Source organism: Cryptosporangium aurantiacum, from assembly GCF_900143005.1.
In the GTDB taxonomy this organism is placed as follows: domain Bacteria; phylum Actinomycetota; class Actinomycetes; order Mycobacteriales; family Cryptosporangiaceae; genus Cryptosporangium; species Cryptosporangium aurantiacum.
Genome location: NZ_FRCS01000003.1, coordinates 225107 through 239509, shown reverse-complemented (window position 1 = coordinate 239509; position 14403 = coordinate 225107). Strand labels below are relative to the sequence as shown.

The 14403-nt window shown below is 68.5% G+C and carries 13 protein-coding genes; 9 read left to right on the top strand and 4 right to left on the bottom strand.

Features of this window, described 5'->3' with window-relative positions; translation table 11 throughout:
• Positions 1 to 60: 60 nt before the first annotated feature.
• On the bottom strand, positions 61 to 690 hold the full coding sequence (locus BUB75_RS11945; RefSeq protein ID WP_084740891.1) for a TetR/AcrR family transcriptional regulator: 630 nt from the start codon (positions 688 to 690) through the stop codon (positions 61 to 63).
• A gap of 88 nt (positions 691 to 778) precedes the next feature.
• On the opposite strand from BUB75_RS11945, the gene BUB75_RS11940 reads away from it, so the two are divergent.
• A complete protein-coding gene (locus tag BUB75_RS11940; RefSeq protein ID WP_073255875.1) occupies positions 779 to 1465 on the top strand; it encodes an SDR family oxidoreductase in 687 nt (228 codons plus the stop codon).
• A gap of 38 nt (positions 1466 to 1503) precedes the next feature.
• Complete coding sequence (locus tag BUB75_RS11935) at positions 1504 to 2508, top strand: NADP-dependent oxidoreductase (protein WP_073255872.1); 1005 nt, start codon at positions 1504 to 1506, stop codon at positions 2506 to 2508.
• A 45-nt stretch (positions 2509 to 2553) separates the two neighbouring features.
• On the opposite strand, the gene BUB75_RS11930 is transcribed toward BUB75_RS11935, so the two are convergent.
• Positions 2554 to 3576, bottom strand: a complete 1023-nt coding sequence (locus tag BUB75_RS11930; RefSeq protein ID WP_073257126.1) for a LacI family DNA-binding transcriptional regulator — start codon at positions 3574 to 3576, stop codon at positions 2554 to 2556.
• Between the two features lie 223 nt (positions 3577 to 3799).
• Between BUB75_RS11930 and BUB75_RS11925 the strand changes: the two genes are divergently transcribed.
• The 5 genes from BUB75_RS11925 to BUB75_RS11905 are packed head-to-tail and all read left to right on the top strand — an operon-like array spanning position 3800 to position 10646.
• Complete coding sequence (locus BUB75_RS11925) at positions 3800 to 5122, top strand: ABC transporter substrate-binding protein (RefSeq protein ID WP_073255869.1); 1323 nt, start codon at positions 3800 to 3802, stop codon at positions 5120 to 5122.
• A gap of 8 nt (positions 5123 to 5130) precedes the next feature.
• Complete coding sequence (locus tag BUB75_RS11920) at positions 5131 to 6066, top strand: carbohydrate ABC transporter permease (protein WP_084740887.1); 936 nt, start codon at positions 5131 to 5133, stop codon at positions 6064 to 6066.
• Positions 6063 to 6893 (top strand): carbohydrate ABC transporter permease, encoded by an 831-nt coding sequence (locus BUB75_RS11915; protein WP_073255866.1) that lies wholly within the window; start codon positions 6063 to 6065, stop codon positions 6891 to 6893. Before BUB75_RS11920 ends, BUB75_RS11915 begins: the two co-directional genes overlap by 4 nt.
• A gap of 37 nt (positions 6894 to 6930) precedes the next feature.
• Entirely contained in the window at positions 6931 to 8166 is a 1236-nt protein-coding gene (locus BUB75_RS11910) for a glycoside hydrolase family 1 protein (protein WP_073255863.1), read from the top strand.
• Entirely contained in the window at positions 8163 to 10646 is a 2484-nt protein-coding gene (locus BUB75_RS11905) for a glycoside hydrolase family 78 protein (protein ID WP_073255860.1), read from the top strand. The genes BUB75_RS11910 and BUB75_RS11905 overlap by 4 nt, the downstream gene beginning before the upstream one ends.
• A 25-nt stretch (positions 10647 to 10671) precedes the next feature.
• Here the strand turns inward: BUB75_RS11905 and BUB75_RS11900 are convergent, their stop codons facing one another.
• The gene (locus BUB75_RS11900) at positions 10672 to 11232 is read right to left on the bottom strand and encodes a TetR/AcrR family transcriptional regulator (protein ID WP_218617449.1); all 561 of its coding nucleotides are present in this window, start codon (positions 11230 to 11232) and stop codon (positions 10672 to 10674) included.
• Positions 11233 to 11399: 167 nt separating this feature from the next.
• Between BUB75_RS11900 and BUB75_RS11895 the strand changes: the two genes are divergently transcribed.
• Positions 11400 to 12593 carry a cytochrome P450 gene (locus BUB75_RS11895; protein WP_073255854.1) on the top strand — a complete coding sequence of 398 codons (1194 nt, stop codon included), beginning with the start codon at positions 11400 to 11402 and terminating at the stop codon, positions 12591 to 12593.
• A 77-nt stretch (positions 12594 to 12670) separates the two neighbouring features.
• On the opposite strand, the gene BUB75_RS11890 is transcribed toward BUB75_RS11895, so the two are convergent.
• On the bottom strand, positions 12671 to 13474 hold the full coding sequence (locus BUB75_RS11890; protein WP_073255851.1) for a mycofactocin-coupled SDR family oxidoreductase: 804 nt from the start codon (positions 13472 to 13474) through the stop codon (positions 12671 to 12673).
• 111 nt (positions 13475 to 13585) lie between these two features.
• On the opposite strand from BUB75_RS11890, the gene BUB75_RS11885 reads away from it, so the two are divergent.
• The gene (locus BUB75_RS11885) at positions 13586 to 14227 is read left to right on the top strand and encodes a TetR/AcrR family transcriptional regulator (RefSeq protein ID WP_073255848.1); all 642 of its coding nucleotides are present in this window, start codon (positions 13586 to 13588) and stop codon (positions 14225 to 14227) included.
• Positions 14228 to 14403: the final 176 nt, after the last annotated feature.

The window sequence follows — 14403 nt, the reverse complement described above, 5'->3', positions numbered from 1 at the left end:
GCACCCGAGCGCGCCAGGCGGGTCACCCGCACCGAGGACGACGGAGGGCGCCGGCGCGGGTCAGGGTAGGCCCGTGTCCCGGACCTCGGCGCCCCCTGAGCCGGCCTCCGTTTCCGCACGGCCCGGTTCAGCGGTGACCCCCAGCGCCGCACGGGCCGCGTCGAGGATTTCCTGGGAGAGCGGGTCACCGCTGGTCGCGCGCGCCAGAACGAGCGCGCCCACCATGGTGCACAGCCGAGTGAGGCCGTCCTCCCCGTCGCTGGTGGCGAGGTGTCCGGCGAAGTCCCGGACCCCCTGTGCGTAGACCCGGCGGACCTCGCGCCCCTCCGGCTCCCGCGCGATGTCGGTGACCAGCGCCGCGACCGGGCATCCGTCCGCCCGGCCGTCCCGGTGGGCAGGCGAGAGATACGTGTTGATCAGTTCCCGCTGCGCCGCGGCCCGCTCCCCATCGTGCCGCCGCAGTTCCTCACCGTGGTGCCGGGCGAGCTCTTTCAACGCGAGCGCGGTGGCCTCGTCGACCAGCGCGTCCTTCGAAGCGAACTGCTTGTAGAAGCCGCCGTGGGTCAGCCCGGCCGCCTTCATGAGGTCGGCCACGCTGACGTGCGTCCCCTGCTCCCGGAAGAGCCGGGAGGCCGTCTCCACCACCCGGCGGCGGTTCTCCTGCGCCTGAGCCTGTGACACGCGACCCATCGGCCACCTCCCTATGGATGTCAGATCAAATCTATCCTAGGCTTCAGTTAGATTTCGAACGACATCTAATCTCGCAAGGGAGCAGAACATGGACCTCAGCCACGCCACCGCAGTGATCACCGGAGGCAACCGGGGCCTCGGCCGCCACCTCGCCGCTCAACTCACCGAGCGCGGCGCCAAGGTCTACGCGGCTGCCCGCCGACTCGAGACGATCGATCTTCCGGGGGTCGTCCCCCTCCTTCTCGACGTCACCGACGAGAACTCGATACACGCCGCCGCCCGCATCGCCTCCGACGCGACGCTCCTGATCAACAACGCGGGCATCTTCACCGGCGCCACACTGGTCGCGGGCGCAACCGACGCCATCCGCCGTGAGATGGAAACCAACTTCTACGGCCCGCTGGCCACGACCAGGGCTTTCGCCCCCGTGATCGCCAACAACGGCGGCGGTGCCGTCCTCAACATCCTCTCCGTCCTGTCCTGGGCCCACCCGGCCGCCGCCGGCTCTTACTCAGCCTCCAAGGCCGCCGCCTGGGCCCTGACCGACGCCACCCGCGAGGAACTCGCTCCGCACGGGATCACCGTCTCCGGCCTGTACGTCGGCTACATGGACACCGACATGGCCGAAGCCGTTCCGGCCGAGATGAAGTCCGATCCTGCCGAGGTCGCCGCCCAAGCCCTGTCCGGCATCGAGTCCGGCCTGCCCGAGATCCTTGCCGACGCGCTGACCCACCAGGCCAAGCAGGCCCTGTCCACCGCGCCGAGCATGGCCTGAGACGCCCCAGGCCCCTTGCCCGTAGGAGCAGAAGGACCATGAAGAGCTACCTGATCGAGCGGTACGGTGACCGGTCCGTGGTGCACGCCGCAGAGACCCCCACCCCGCAGCCGGGCCCCGCCGACGTCGTAGTCCACATCCACGCCGCGAGCGTCAACCCGCTCGACTTCAAGATCCGCGACGGCGCCTTCAAAAGGATCCTCCCGTACCGTCTTCCCCTCACCTTGGGCAACGATTTTGCCGGCACCGTGATCGCCACCGGGGCCTCGGTTACGCGCTTCGCCGTCGGTGACGAGGTCTACTCCCGCCCCGACAAAGATCGCATCGGCACCTTCGCCGAACAGATCGCCGTCCACCAGGATGACCTGGCACCCAAGCCCGCCTCCCTCTCCATGGTCGAGGCAGCCTCCCTCCCCCTGGTCGCCCTCACCGCCTGGCAGGCCCTGGTCGAGAAGGCCCGGGTCGAGCCCGGCCAGAAGGTCCTGGTCCACTCCGGCTCCGGCGGCGTCGGCAGCATCGCCGTCCAGCTCGCCAAGCATCTGGGCGCCTACGTCGCCACCACCGCGAGCGCCACCAATGCCACCCTCGTCAAGGAGCTCGGCGCCGACGTCGTCATCGACTACCGAACCCAGGATTTCGAACAGGAACTCACCGGCTACGACGTCGTCCTGGACACCCTCGGCGGCGACAACCTGGAGAAGTCCCTCCACGTCCTCAAGCCGGACGGTAAGGCCATCAGCATCGTCGGCCCGCCCGACGCCGACTTCGCCCGCGACCTCGGCGCGGGCCTCGTCCTCCGCCAGATCATGAACGCGATGAGCCTGACCACACGCCGCCACGCCAAACGCCGCGGCGCGACGTACTCCTTCCTCTTCATGAAGGCGAGCGGCGCACAGCTCCGCGAGATCACCGCCCTCGTCGACGCCGGAAAGATTCGTCCGGTCGTCGACCGCGTGTTCCCCTTCGACCAGACCCTGGACGCCCTGGACTATGCCGAGGACGGCCGCGCGAAGTCCGGCAAGGTCGTCATCGCCATGTCCTGAGAACGGCGCGACCCCGCGGACCCCACGGACCGAACGACGCCTGACTCAGCCAGGCGTGCCAGTTGATCGGCGCACGACCAGCTCGGTCGCCAGTTGGATGTGCATGCCGAGGGGAGTCTGCCCGTTGAGGAGTTGGATGAGCATCGTCGCCGCGGTCGACCCCATCGCGGCGAGCGGCTGACGAACGGTAGTGAGCCCCGGCGAGATCAGCTTGGCGGCTTCCATGTCGTCGAAACCGACGATCGACAGCGCGTCGGGAACTGGGATTTTCAGGGCGTGCGCCGCCTGAAGCGTGGTGAACGCGAGTCGGTCGTTGAACGCGAAGATCGCGGTGGGTGGGTCCGGATGGCGCAACAGGTCCACGGCGACGTCGTAGGCCGCGGCTGATTCGGTGTAACCGCTCACCCGCACGAGGTCGGGGTCGAGACCCACTCCGGCGCGTTCCAGTGCCTCGCGTGCGCCGTGCAGGCGCTCCTTGGTGCTGAAGAAGTGCGGCTCGCCGGTGATCATCGCGATGCGGCGGTGCCCTAGGCCCAGGAGATGTTCGACGGCGTGGCGCGCGCCCATCGCGTGCGTCGAGGTGACCCAGGGCATGGGTGCTGTCACCTGGTCGATGGGGTCGATGATGACGAATTTGAAGCCGCTGTCGTAGAGGGCGGAGATCTCCTGGTTCGACTCGGCCGGGAGCAGAATGAGCGCGCCGTCGACGCCCGAGGTGACGAACCCCTGTATGGCGTCACTCTGCCGGTCGCGTTCGTGTTGTGTCGTCTCCAAGACCAGGCTCAAACCGGCATCGTGAATGACCTGTGCTGCGCCGGCCAGGATGCGGGCGAAGTACTCGGCTTCGATGCGCGGCAGCGTCACCGTGACCCGGCCGGTCTGACCGGTCGACAGGGCGCGGGCGGACTGGTTGCTGGTGAAGCGGTGTTCCCGCGCGAGCCGCGCGATGGCCGACCGAGTCGAGGCGGATACCCCGGGCTTTCCGCTGAGCGCGCGGGAGACCGTCGCCACCGAAACCCCGGCCATCCGGGCGAGGTCTTCCATGGTGGCCGGCTCGCCCGAGGTCATCGTCAGCTCCCGTCTCGCGGTCGCCGGACGCAACCGATTACGCGCAGCTTGCCACAGGAATCCGGGCGTTCGAATGGTCGGAGTCGGCAGGCGGCAACTAGTGGCAACCACTGCGGGTGCTCTGGCTCGCGGTTGTTACGTTCCCGGCCACGCAAACGCTTGCGCGCTGTTTGCGGAGCCCCCCAATCCATGCGCGGGGTCAGTGAAGACCCAAGGAGAGACGATGAAACGGTTCGCACGCGCGGTCGCTGTGGCGACCGCCGTCGGCCTTGCCCTTGCGGCCTGCTCGGCGAACAACGACTCCGCGAACGACAGCGGGGTGGCTGCCGACGGCACGGCCACGGTCAAGGCCAAAGAGCTCACCGTCTGGACGAGCACGGCCGATCAACCGTACGTGCGCAACGCGTACAAGAGGTTCGAGAAGAAGTTCGGCGTCAAGCTGAGCCTCGTCGAGATCCCCGCGGACGGCCTGGAAAACCAGGTCCAGACCAAATGGGCCAGCGGCGACCGTCCGGACCTGCTCGAATACCACGCCACCTCGCTGTTCTGGGCACTCAACCCGGCGAAGAACCTCGTCGAGATGTCGGACATGCCCTATGTCGAGCGCTCGGGCGAGATCTACGAGAGCGCCGGCTCGCTGAACGGCAAGATCTATGCCGCGCTCACCGTCGGACCCGGCATGTTCGGCATGTACTACAACAGAACAGTCTTGGCCGACGCCGGGCTGACCGCTCCCAAGACCTTCGCGGACCTCGAGAAGATCTGCACCACCGTGAAGCGGAAGGCCCCGGGCGTGACGCCGATCTACGAGGCCGGCGGCTCGCAGTGGCCGACGCAGATCCAGATCCTGATGTACCTCGCCGGCACCGAGAAGGGCGAAAACTACTCTCAGGATCTCCTTGCCAAGAAAGCGACCCTCGACGACCCCGAGGGCCCGTTCGTCGCGGCGCTCACCGAGTACAAGAAGCTCCAGGGGATGGGCTGCTTCAACAGGGACGCCACGACCGCGAAGTCGGAACCGTCGTTCCAGATCCTGGCGGACGGCAAGGCGGCGATCCTGCCGCAGAACACCAGCTCGCTCCCGTCGCTGACCGAGGTGTACGGCGGGGACACCGCCAAGGCGAGCGACGCGATCGGCTGGGCGTCGCCGTCGGCGACCACGACGACGTCCGCGTGGTCGCCGTCCTTCAACGGCACCTGGTACGTCCCGAAGACCGGTGACGCCGATCGCCAGAGCACGGCCCTGGCGTTCATCCAGTGGATCACCACCGACGGCTACCAGGAGTACCTGACCGAGACCAAACGGTTCCCGGCACTGTCCGGCGCGAAGGCCGCGGAGCCGGTGGGCATCGAGAAGGACTTCGCCACCGCGTACGACGGCGACAAGGCGCTGGCCGTCAACGCGAGCCTGGTCGGCTTCGGCGCCCAGTTCCCGACGCTGATGACCGGTCTCCTCAGTGGCCAGAACACTCCGGCCGAGGTCGGTGAGCTCGCTCAGAAGGCCCTGGAACAAGGGGCGAAGTCGGCGCAGCTGGCCGGCTGGTAACGAGCGCGATGAGTTCCACGACCAGCGCTCCGGCGCGCGGCGGGGTCGACGCCCCCGCCGCGCGCGGGCGCCGCCGCAGAAAACGGCAGTTCGGCGGATGGTGGCCGTTCATCCTTCCGGCCTTCGTTCTGGTGACCGGGTTCTTCACGGTCCCGTTCCTGCTCAACCTGCGGTTCGCGTTCACGAACTGGAGCGGGTACTCCGACGTCATCTCGTTCAACGGCCTGGAGAACTACCGCGGTCTGATCGACCAGAACATCCTCTGGCCGGCCGTCCGAGTCACGCTGCTGTACGCGGTGGCGGCGATGCTCATCCAGAACGTGTTCAGCCTGTCGATGGCGCTGGTTCTGCAGCGCTCGAACCGGGTCAACGGGTTCTTCCGGTCGTTCTTCTTCCTGCCGGTGCTGGTCGCTCCGGTGGCCGCCGGTTACATCTGGGGCGCGATCCTCGCGCCCAGCGGACCGCTGAACCAGGCGATCTCGATCGTGCGCCCCGGATTCGACTACGCCTGGCTCGGCGGAGACACGAGCGCGTTGCTCAGCCTGGCGTTCGTCGACGCGTGGAAGTGGAGCGGGCTGATCACGCTGGTCTACATCGCCGGGCTCAACAACATCCCCGGTGAGCTGCTCGAGGCCGCGACGATCGACGGTGCGAACGCCTGGCAACGGTTCTGGCGTATCCGGTTCCGGCTCCTGGCACCCGCGTTCACGTTCACGGTCGTGGTGACGATGCTCGGCGCGATCAACGCGTTCGACCTCGTCGCCGCGACGACGCGCGGCGGGCCGGGCAACGCGACCACCGTGCTCAACATCGCCCTGTTCAACCAGTACGGAAGTGGCTTCTTCGGAATGGCGAGCTCGCTGAGCCTGGTCGTCACGATCCTGGTGGTCGCGCTGGGGCTCCCGCTGATCGCGTACCTCCGGCGCCGGGAGGTGGAGGCGTGAAGACCAAGAACGCGTTGCGGATCACCGCGCTCAGCGTCATCGCGCTGTTCTGGGTCGTCCTGCCGATGTGGATGCTGCTGGTCAACTCGGCAAAGCCGCTGAGCGAGGCCGCGCTGCTGGATCTCGGGCTGCCGCACGAGTGGGCGCTCTGGGAGAACTACTCGTTCGTCGTCAACGAGGGAGGGTACTTCCAGGCTCTGACGAACAGCCTGGTCGTCGTCGTTCCCACGATCGTCGTCATCGTGCTGTTCGGTGCGATGGCCGCCTGGGCGTACGCGCGGTCGCCGTCGATGACGGCGAAGGTCGCCTACAACATCACGGTGCTCTCGATCGTGCTTCCGGCGGCCATCCTTCCGACGATCTACGAGTTGCAGGTCCTCGGAATCGACGGAACCCGGTTCGGCTACTTCCTGGTGATGGCGGCGACCCGGATGGGCAACGTCGTCTTCCTCGCGACCGGGTTCATCAAGTCGGTGCCGCGGGACCTGGAAGAGGCGGCGTCCATCGACGGCGCCAGCAAACTGCAGATCTTCATCCGCATCATCTTCCCGCTCACCGTGCCGGTTTTGCTGGTCGGCTCGGTCATCCTGATCATCTCGACCTGGAATGAGTTCTTCTTCGCGGGTTTCCTGCTTCAGGGCCAAGACCGGGCCACGCTGCCCCTCGCGTTGTATCAATTCGCGTCAGCGTCGGCGGATCAGCCGGTGCTGCGCTGGAACGTCATCTTCGCCCATGTCGTCCTGACGAGCATTCCGCTCGTTCTGGTGTACCTGGCCGTCCAGCGTCGCGTGGTGCCCGGACTGTCGGCAGGCGCGATCAAGGGCTGAACCGGACCACGGCTCAGCTCACCGAGAAAGAGATTCCATGAGCACTGCTTTCCCGCCGGACTTCCTCATCGGTGCGGCCACGGCCGGCCACCAGATCGAGGGCGGCAACGTCGCGAGCGACTGCTGGGCACTGGAACACGTGCCCGACACGGTGTTCCGGCACCCCAGCGAGGACGCGGTGGACTTCTACCACCGCTGGCGCGAGGACGTCGCGCTCACCGCGGATCTGGGGCTGCAGGCGTTGCGGTTCAGCGTCGAGTGGTCGCGAGTCGAACCGGAGCCCGGCGAGTTCTCCCGCGCAGCGCTGGGCCACTACCGGCGGCTCGCCGCGACCTGCCGAGAACTCGGCCTGCGCACGTTCGTGACGTTCAACCACTGGACGACGCCGGTCTGGTTCGCCGCCGAGGGTGGCTGGACCAACCCCGCTGCCGTCGACCGGTTCGCGCGCTACGTCGACGTCGTCGCCGCCCACCTGAAGGGTGAGATCGACTGGGCGATCACGCTCAACGAGCCCAACGTCGCCACGGTCGCGGCGGTCGGCGGCGGAGGTGTGGGCGGCTCGGCCGTGGGCGACCTCGCCCGCGCGCTGGAGCACGCGAGCCGCCGCCACCCCAGCGGTCAGGGCACGTTCACGCCGATGATGCTGTGGGAGGGCGACCAACTGGGCCGATACACCGAAGCCCACCGGCGTGCCACCGAGGTGATCAAGTCCCACGTCGACGTTCCCGTGGGCTGGTCGCTGGCCTGCGTCGACTACCAGGCCGTCCCCGGCTTCGAGGACCGTGCCGCCGAGGTGCGGAACCAGGCGCTCACGAGCTGGCTCGAGGTCAGCCGTGACGACGACTTCGTCGGCGTGCAGAACTACACCCGGCGTCTGGTCGGCGAGCACGGCGTGCAGAAGCCGGGGCCGGGCGTGGCCGTCGACGACCTGAACTGGGAGTACTACCCCGAGTCGCTGGCGAACGCGGCCCGCAACGCGGCGGCGGTCTCGGGCCGTCCGGTCGTGATCACCGAGCACGGCGTCTGCACGCGCGACGACGAGCAGCGCATCCGCCACACCGGCCAGGCACTAGGCCATCTCGCCGGCGCGGTGGCCGACGGCCTCGACGTGCGGGGGTACCTGCACTGGACGCTGCTGGACGAGTTCGAATGGTTCTCCGGGTTCGACGTGACGTTCGGTCTGGTCGAGGTCGACCGGACCACGTTCGAGCGTCGTCCGCGGCCCTCGGCGACGTGGCTGGGCGGCGTCGCCGCTCGGAAGACCCTGCGGTGAGTTACCGGGGCAGTGGCGCGGTGATGATCGGTGCGTGCGCGTTCCCGCTCAGCCGGGAAGGCGACCCGGCGGTGTACTTCCGCCGCGAGTTCGAGGTGACGCCGGACCTCGCGTCGGCGACGCTGTGGGTGACCGCGCTCGGCATCGTCGAGCCGTATCTCAACGGTGTCCGGGTCGGCGACGAAGTACTCGAACCCGGCTGGACGTCGTACCGCCACCGGCTGCTCGTCCGCAGTCACGACGTCACCGCGCTGCTGCACCCGGGAGCGAACGCGTTCGGCGCGATCGTCGGCGAGGGCTGGGCGACCGGCCGGCTCGGCTACGAGGGCATCGCCCGGCGGCACCACTTCGCCGACCGGGTGGCGCTGTTCGCGGTGATCGAGCTGCGCTACCCGGGCGGCACCGAGGTCGTCGTCACCGACCGGCAGTTCCGGGCCGGCGCGGGATCGATCCGCGCCACCAGCATCTACGACGGCGTCACGACCGACGCGCGCCGCGAGGCGGGCGGGTGGAACCGCCCCGGGTTCGACGACGAGCGGTGGGGCGCCGTGGAACCCGTCGAGTGGGATCTCGCCACGCTGGTCGACCCGGTCGCGCCACCGATCCGGCGGATCGAGGAACTCGCACCCATCGAGATTCGTCCGTCGGCGCGCGGTACGACGATCGTCGACTTCGGTCAGAACATCGCGGGCTGGGTCCGGCTGCGGCTCACCGGCCCGCGGGGGCACGAGGTCACGGTGCGGCACGCCGAGGTCCTCGTCGACGGCCTGCCGGATTACACGACGCTGCGCCCGGCGCGGGCCACCGACACCTACGTCCTGGCGGGTACCGGCGCCGAGGAGTTCGAGCCCCGCTTCACGTTCCACGGCTTCCGCTACGCCGAGATCACCGGGCCCCTCGGCGCGGTGCCTCCCGACGACGTGCGTGCGGTCGTCGTCCACAGCGACATGGAGCGGACCGGCTGGTTCGAGTGCTCGAACCCTCTGGTCAACCGGCTGCACGAGAACGTCGTCTGGTCGATGCGCGGCAACTTCGTCGGGCTCCCGACCGACTGTCCACAGCGCGACGAACGTCTCGGCTACACCGGCGACATCAACGCGTTCGCGCCGACCGCCACCTTTCTCTACGACGTCTCCGGGGCGCTGCGATCGTGGCTCGCGGACCTGGCCACCGAGCAGCAGGCCCTGGGGTACGTCCCGTACGTCGTGCCCGATGTCCAGCACACGTACAAGTCGCCGACCGCGCTGTGGAGCGACACCGCGGTCAGCCTTCCGTGGGCGCTCTACTGGGAGTACGGCGACCTCGACATCCTGCGGCGCAGCTACGACTCGATGGCGGCGTTCACCCGGAGCGTCGAGGCGCTGCTCGACCCCAGTGGTCTCTGGCGCGAAGGGTTTCAGTTCGGCGATTGGCTCGACCCGGATGCGCCGCTGACCCGTCCGCGCGAGGGCAAGACCGATGCGCACCTCGTCGCCACGGCCTACTTCGCCAAGGTGGCCCGGGAGATGGCGGCCGCGGCCGATGCGCTCGGGCGTGTGGATGACGCGCGGCGCTTCGCTGCGCTCGCCGGTCGCGTCCGCGAAGCGTTCCGCGCCGAGTACGTGACCGCCAACGGCCGGATCACGAACGAGAGCGCGACCGCGTACGCGCTCGCGATTCACTTCGATCTGGTGGACGACGTTCAGCTGGCCACCGCGGGACGGCGCCTCGCGGAGATCGTCCGCCGGGACGGTGGCCGGATCGCGACCGGGTTCGCCGGTACGCCGCACGTCGCCCATGCGCTGACCAAGACCGGGCACACCGACGAGGCCTACCTCCTGCTGCTCCGGGAGGAGGCGCCCTCATTCCTCTACGCCGTGACGCGGGGCGCGACGACGATCTGGGAACGGTGGGACGCGATCCTCCCGGACGGGACCGTCAATCCGTCCGGGATGACGTCACTCAACCACTACGCGCTCGGTGCGATCGCGAACTGGCTGCACACCGTTGTGGGTGGCCTCCGACCGACCGAGCCGGGCTACCGCACCGTGCGGATCGCACCCCGTCCCGGTGGGGGCCTCACGTTCGCGAGGACCGCCCACGAGACGAGACGCGGGCGTTTGGAGGTCGAGTGGCGTGTGACCGACGACGGAATGGAACTGGTCGTGGTCGTGCCGGCGGGGACGGAAGCGACCGTCGAGCTGCCGCTGCACCCGACGGACGAGGTGTCTCAGGTCGGCCCGGGGACCCACCGCTGGACTTACCCGGTGCATACCCGACCCGTCGAACTCACCCTCGACAGCCCGGTCGACGTGCTGGCCGCCGACGCCGTCGTCTGGGCCGCGATCACCACGATCCTCCGCAGGCACCTGCCGGAAGTGTGCCCGGACACCTTCGTCGAGCGTGGTGCCGCGCTGCCGTTGTCGACGGTGCTCAACGACTACTCCGCCCTGTCCGCAGCCGCTCGCCGGGAACTCGCCGACGTGCTCAGCGGACCGTGAAGACTGTCCACCCTGGTCGTGTGCGTCAGTCGGGATGCCGGCTTGCGCGCTGCTGTTCGAGGCGATCGATCAGTCGGCTGACCGCGGCGCGGGCCTGCTCGTGCTCGGTCTTGTACCCCGCGGTCTCGTCGGCGACGATGCCGAGCCCGAGGCCCTGCACCGTGGCGGCGATGAGCGCCGGTGGAAACTGGTCGGGGTCGAGGCCGTACTCCGGCAGGAGTTTCTCCAGAGCCGCCATCTGCATCTGCCGCACTTGCCGTGCGACCTCACCCATCTCCTGCTTCAACGCCGGCCGGTGATTGGCCGCGGCGAGGAACTCGACCAGCAGGCCCGTTCCCCGGGGATCTGACGCGAGGTCCCACCAGGCACGGAGCGGCTGGTCGGACGCCATCACGGCGGTCAGCCGCTCGACGTTGAGCTCGGACACCCGCCGGAGAAGCGCGACGAAGAGGTCGTCCACCGTGGGGAAGTAGTAGTGCACGAGGGGCGGCTGGATGCCGAGGCGAGCCGCAATGCTCCGCGAGGTCACGGCAGCGTAGCCCTCGCGCAGCATGATCTCCGCAGCGGTCTCGAGGACGCGTGTCACCTTTTCTTCGGTCGCCGCGCGACGGCGACGGGGTTGCGCCAATGCACCTCTTTCCTCGGTTCGGCTCCATTCTGCCAAGTCTTCCGGGCTCCCTTGACGAGGCATTGCCGCAAAGTTTTACTAAGTGTTCAAACTTTCGGCACGTGACCCTGCTTGGAGGCGCCCGAGTGAGCAACGCGAGCCCGGTCTACTGGGACCCGTTCGACCGCGCGATCGCGCGTGACCCGTACCCGATCTACCGGCGGATGCGGGCCGAGGAGCCGCTGTACTACAACGATCGGCACGACTTCTACGCGCTGGCTCGGTCGCAGGACATCGAGACTGGGCTGCTCGACTGGGAGACCTACTCGTCTTCGCGTGGTCCGATCCTCGAGATCATCCAGTCCGGCATCGAGATCCCACCGGGCACGCTGCTCATGGAGGATCCGCCGATCCACGGCATCCACCGCAAGCTGCTTTCGCGCGTCTTCACGCCGCGCCGGGTGGCGGCTCTCGAGCCGGAGATTCGGGACTACGCCGTCCGTTGCCTCGAGCCGCTCGTCGGACTCGACCGCTTCGACCTCATGGCGGAGTTCGCCAACGAGCTCCCGATGCGGGTCATCGGCATGCTGCTCGGAATCCCCGAGTCCGATCAACGGACGGTTCGCGATCGCGCCGACGCCAAACTCCGCACGGACCCGGGGCAGCCGATGAAGGTGACCGAGAAGGCGCTCACCGACACGGAACTGTTCGCCGAATACATCGACTGGCGTGCGGACCACCCGTCCGACGATCTGATGACCGAGCTGCTCAACGCCGAGTTCGAAGACGAGACAGGCGTTCGGCGCACGCTCACCCGCGAGGAGATCCTGACCTACGTGACCGTCCTTGCCGGTGCGGGCAACGAGACGACCGCCCGCCTGATCGGGTGGCTCGTCGCGTTACTCGACCGGTATCCGGACCAGCGCGCGGACCTGGTCGAGAACCGCGACCTGATTCCGAACACCATCGAGGAGACGCTGCGTTTCGAGCCCACCGGCCACGCCATCGCCCGGTACGTCACGACCGAGGTGGAGCTGTACGGCCGCACGATCCCGGCGGGCAGCGCGATGATGCTGCTCGTCGCGTCGGCCAACCGCGACGAGGATCGGTGGGAGGACGGCGAGCGTTACGACATTCGTCGCAAGATCGACCGGCACGTCACGTTCGGCCGCGGCCCGCACCACTGCCTCGGCAACGCACTCGCGAGGATCGAAGGCAACATCGCGCTCGAGGAGATCCTCAAGCGATTCACCGAGTGGGAGGTCGACTGGGACAACGCGGCGCTGTCCTCGACGTCGACGATGCGCGGCTGGGAAACCCTTCCCATCAGCGTCGCCTGAATCGGGGACCGGAGCGGCATCGCGGCACGGCCGCGATGCCGCTCCGGTCACGACCGGTTCGGATCAGCGGCCGGATGTCAGCGGATCGTGACGCCGGCGTCCACCTTCAGCTGAGTTCCGGTGACGTACCTCGACTCGTCGGAGACGAGGTAGAGCACCGCGTTGCTGATGTCGACGGCCTCGACCACCTGCACCGGCAGCGCGTTCTGAAAAATCGGCCCCAGGTCGGCGCGTTGCTCCACGAGAAGCTCGAAGAGACCGGGGGGCACCATGCCGGTCGCCACTCCCGTCGGGTGGACGGTGTTGACCCGGATCTGATGGACGGCCAGCTCGTTGGCCAGTGCCAGGCTCAGGCCGACGACGCCGTGCTTGGCTGCGGTGTAGGGCGTGTGGAGCGGGCTGCCCTTGAGGCCGGCGGCCGAGCTGACGTTCACCAGGCTCCCGCCGCCACGCGCGATCAGGTGGGGAATCGCCGCGGCGCAGGTGTTCCAGATGCCGATCAGGTTGACGTCGACGACGGTGCGCCAGTCCTCGGCCGTGGTCTGGTCCCAGGTCCCTGCGGTGATGACACCCGCGTTGGCGACCGCGGCGTCCAGACCGCCCAGCTCGCCGACGGCGTCGGCGACGAGTGCGGTCAGGGTGTCGACGTCGCGGACGTCGGCGATGCGGGCGACGACCCGCCGACCGAGGGCGGCGACTGCCTTGGTGGTGTCCTCGAGATCCGCCTCTGTGCTCAGCGGGTAGTCGATGCCGTCGATGGGGGCGCAGACGTCGACGAGAATCAGGTCGGCGCCTTCCTCGGCGAGACGGAGCGCATGGCTGCGGCCCATGCCGCGTGCGGCTCCGGTGATGAGCACGACTTTGTTCTCAATGCGGGCCATCAGGGGTCCTATCGCAGTCAAGGGAGGTAAGCGGAAGGATTTCTTCCGCTTGCGGGGCACCGTAACGGGCGTCCTCGTCCCCGTCGAGTGGTTCGCTGGAAGAATTCGGGCATGACGACGTCCGCCCCTGCCCGGTTGCGCGCCGACGCCCAGCGCAATCGCGACCAGATCATCGCCGCGGCAAAGGCGCTGTTCGTCGACGACGGCCCCGAGGTGCCGATGGAGGAGATCGCACGGCGGGCGGGCGTCGGCGTCGGAACGCTCTACCGGCGATTTCCCGATCGGGAGACGCTGATCCACGTCGTCCAGCAGGAGACCTACGCCGCGGCATACCGGGATGCGCGTGCTGCGGTGGCGGAGGAAGGGACTGCCTGGGACGCGCTGGTTCGGCTGCTGCTCCGGTCGGCGGATCTGCGGGTGAGCATCCGGCTGCTGCTGAATTCGCCGGAGGCCTGGACGGTCGCGCGGAACGACCCGGCGATCCGACGGACGGCCGAGGAGTTGCTGGCGCTGGTCGACGACCTGATGCGGACGGCGCAGTCGGACGGCGTGCTCCGGCCTGACGTCGGCGTCGGGGACATCGGGCTCCTCGTGTCGTTGTTCTTCCGGCACCGTCCGTTCGACGCCGAGGACGCCTCCGAGCGCCTCGTAGAACGGGCGCTGATCCTGATGCTCGACGGCATGCGTGTCGTTCCGGGTACGCCGCTGCCGGGCGACCCGGTGCCCCCGAAGGATCTGCTCGGGCGCGGATAGCGCCGATTCGACCCCGGGTGTGACCGGCACAACATCGGCGGCAACTCGCGGCAACCGATCGCCAAGGTCTCCACGCTGCTGCTTGCCTACACGGACTCGGCGAGGCTCTCCCGCTGCAGGGCCTCGCCCACGCCTTCACCCGCCCGCGCCTCACCTCGGCGTGGCGGCATCACAAA

Bases quoted from the DNA above. Each gene is read 5' to 3' on its own strand.
- BUB75_RS11945 (WP_084740891.1), bottom strand. From the start codon at position 690: ATGGGTCGCGTGTCACAGGCTCAGGCGCAGGAGAACCGCCGCCGGGTG.
- BUB75_RS11940 (WP_073255875.1), top strand. From the start codon at position 779: ATGGACCTCAGCCACGCCACCGCAGTGATCACCGGAGGCAACCGGGGC.
- BUB75_RS11935 (WP_073255872.1), top strand. From the start codon at position 1,504: ATGAAGAGCTACCTGATCGAGCGGTACGGTGACCGGTCCGTGGTGCAC.
- BUB75_RS11930 (WP_073257126.1), bottom strand. From the start codon at position 3,576: ATGACCTCGGGCGAGCCGGCCACCATGGAAGACCTCGCCCGGATGGCC.
- BUB75_RS11925 (WP_073255869.1), top strand. From the start codon at position 3,800: ATGAAACGGTTCGCACGCGCGGTCGCTGTGGCGACCGCCGTCGGCCTT.
- BUB75_RS11920 (WP_084740887.1), top strand. From the start codon at position 5,131: ATGAGTTCCACGACCAGCGCTCCGGCGCGCGGCGGGGTCGACGCCCCC.
- BUB75_RS11910 (WP_073255863.1), top strand. From the start codon at position 6,931: ATGAGCACTGCTTTCCCGCCGGACTTCCTCATCGGTGCGGCCACGGCC.
- BUB75_RS11890 (WP_073255851.1), bottom strand. From the start codon at position 13,474: ATGGCCCGCATTGAGAACAAAGTCGTGCTCATCACCGGAGCCGCACGC.
- BUB75_RS11885 (WP_073255848.1), top strand. From the start codon at position 13,586: ATGACGACGTCCGCCCCTGCCCGGTTGCGCGCCGACGCCCAGCGCAAT.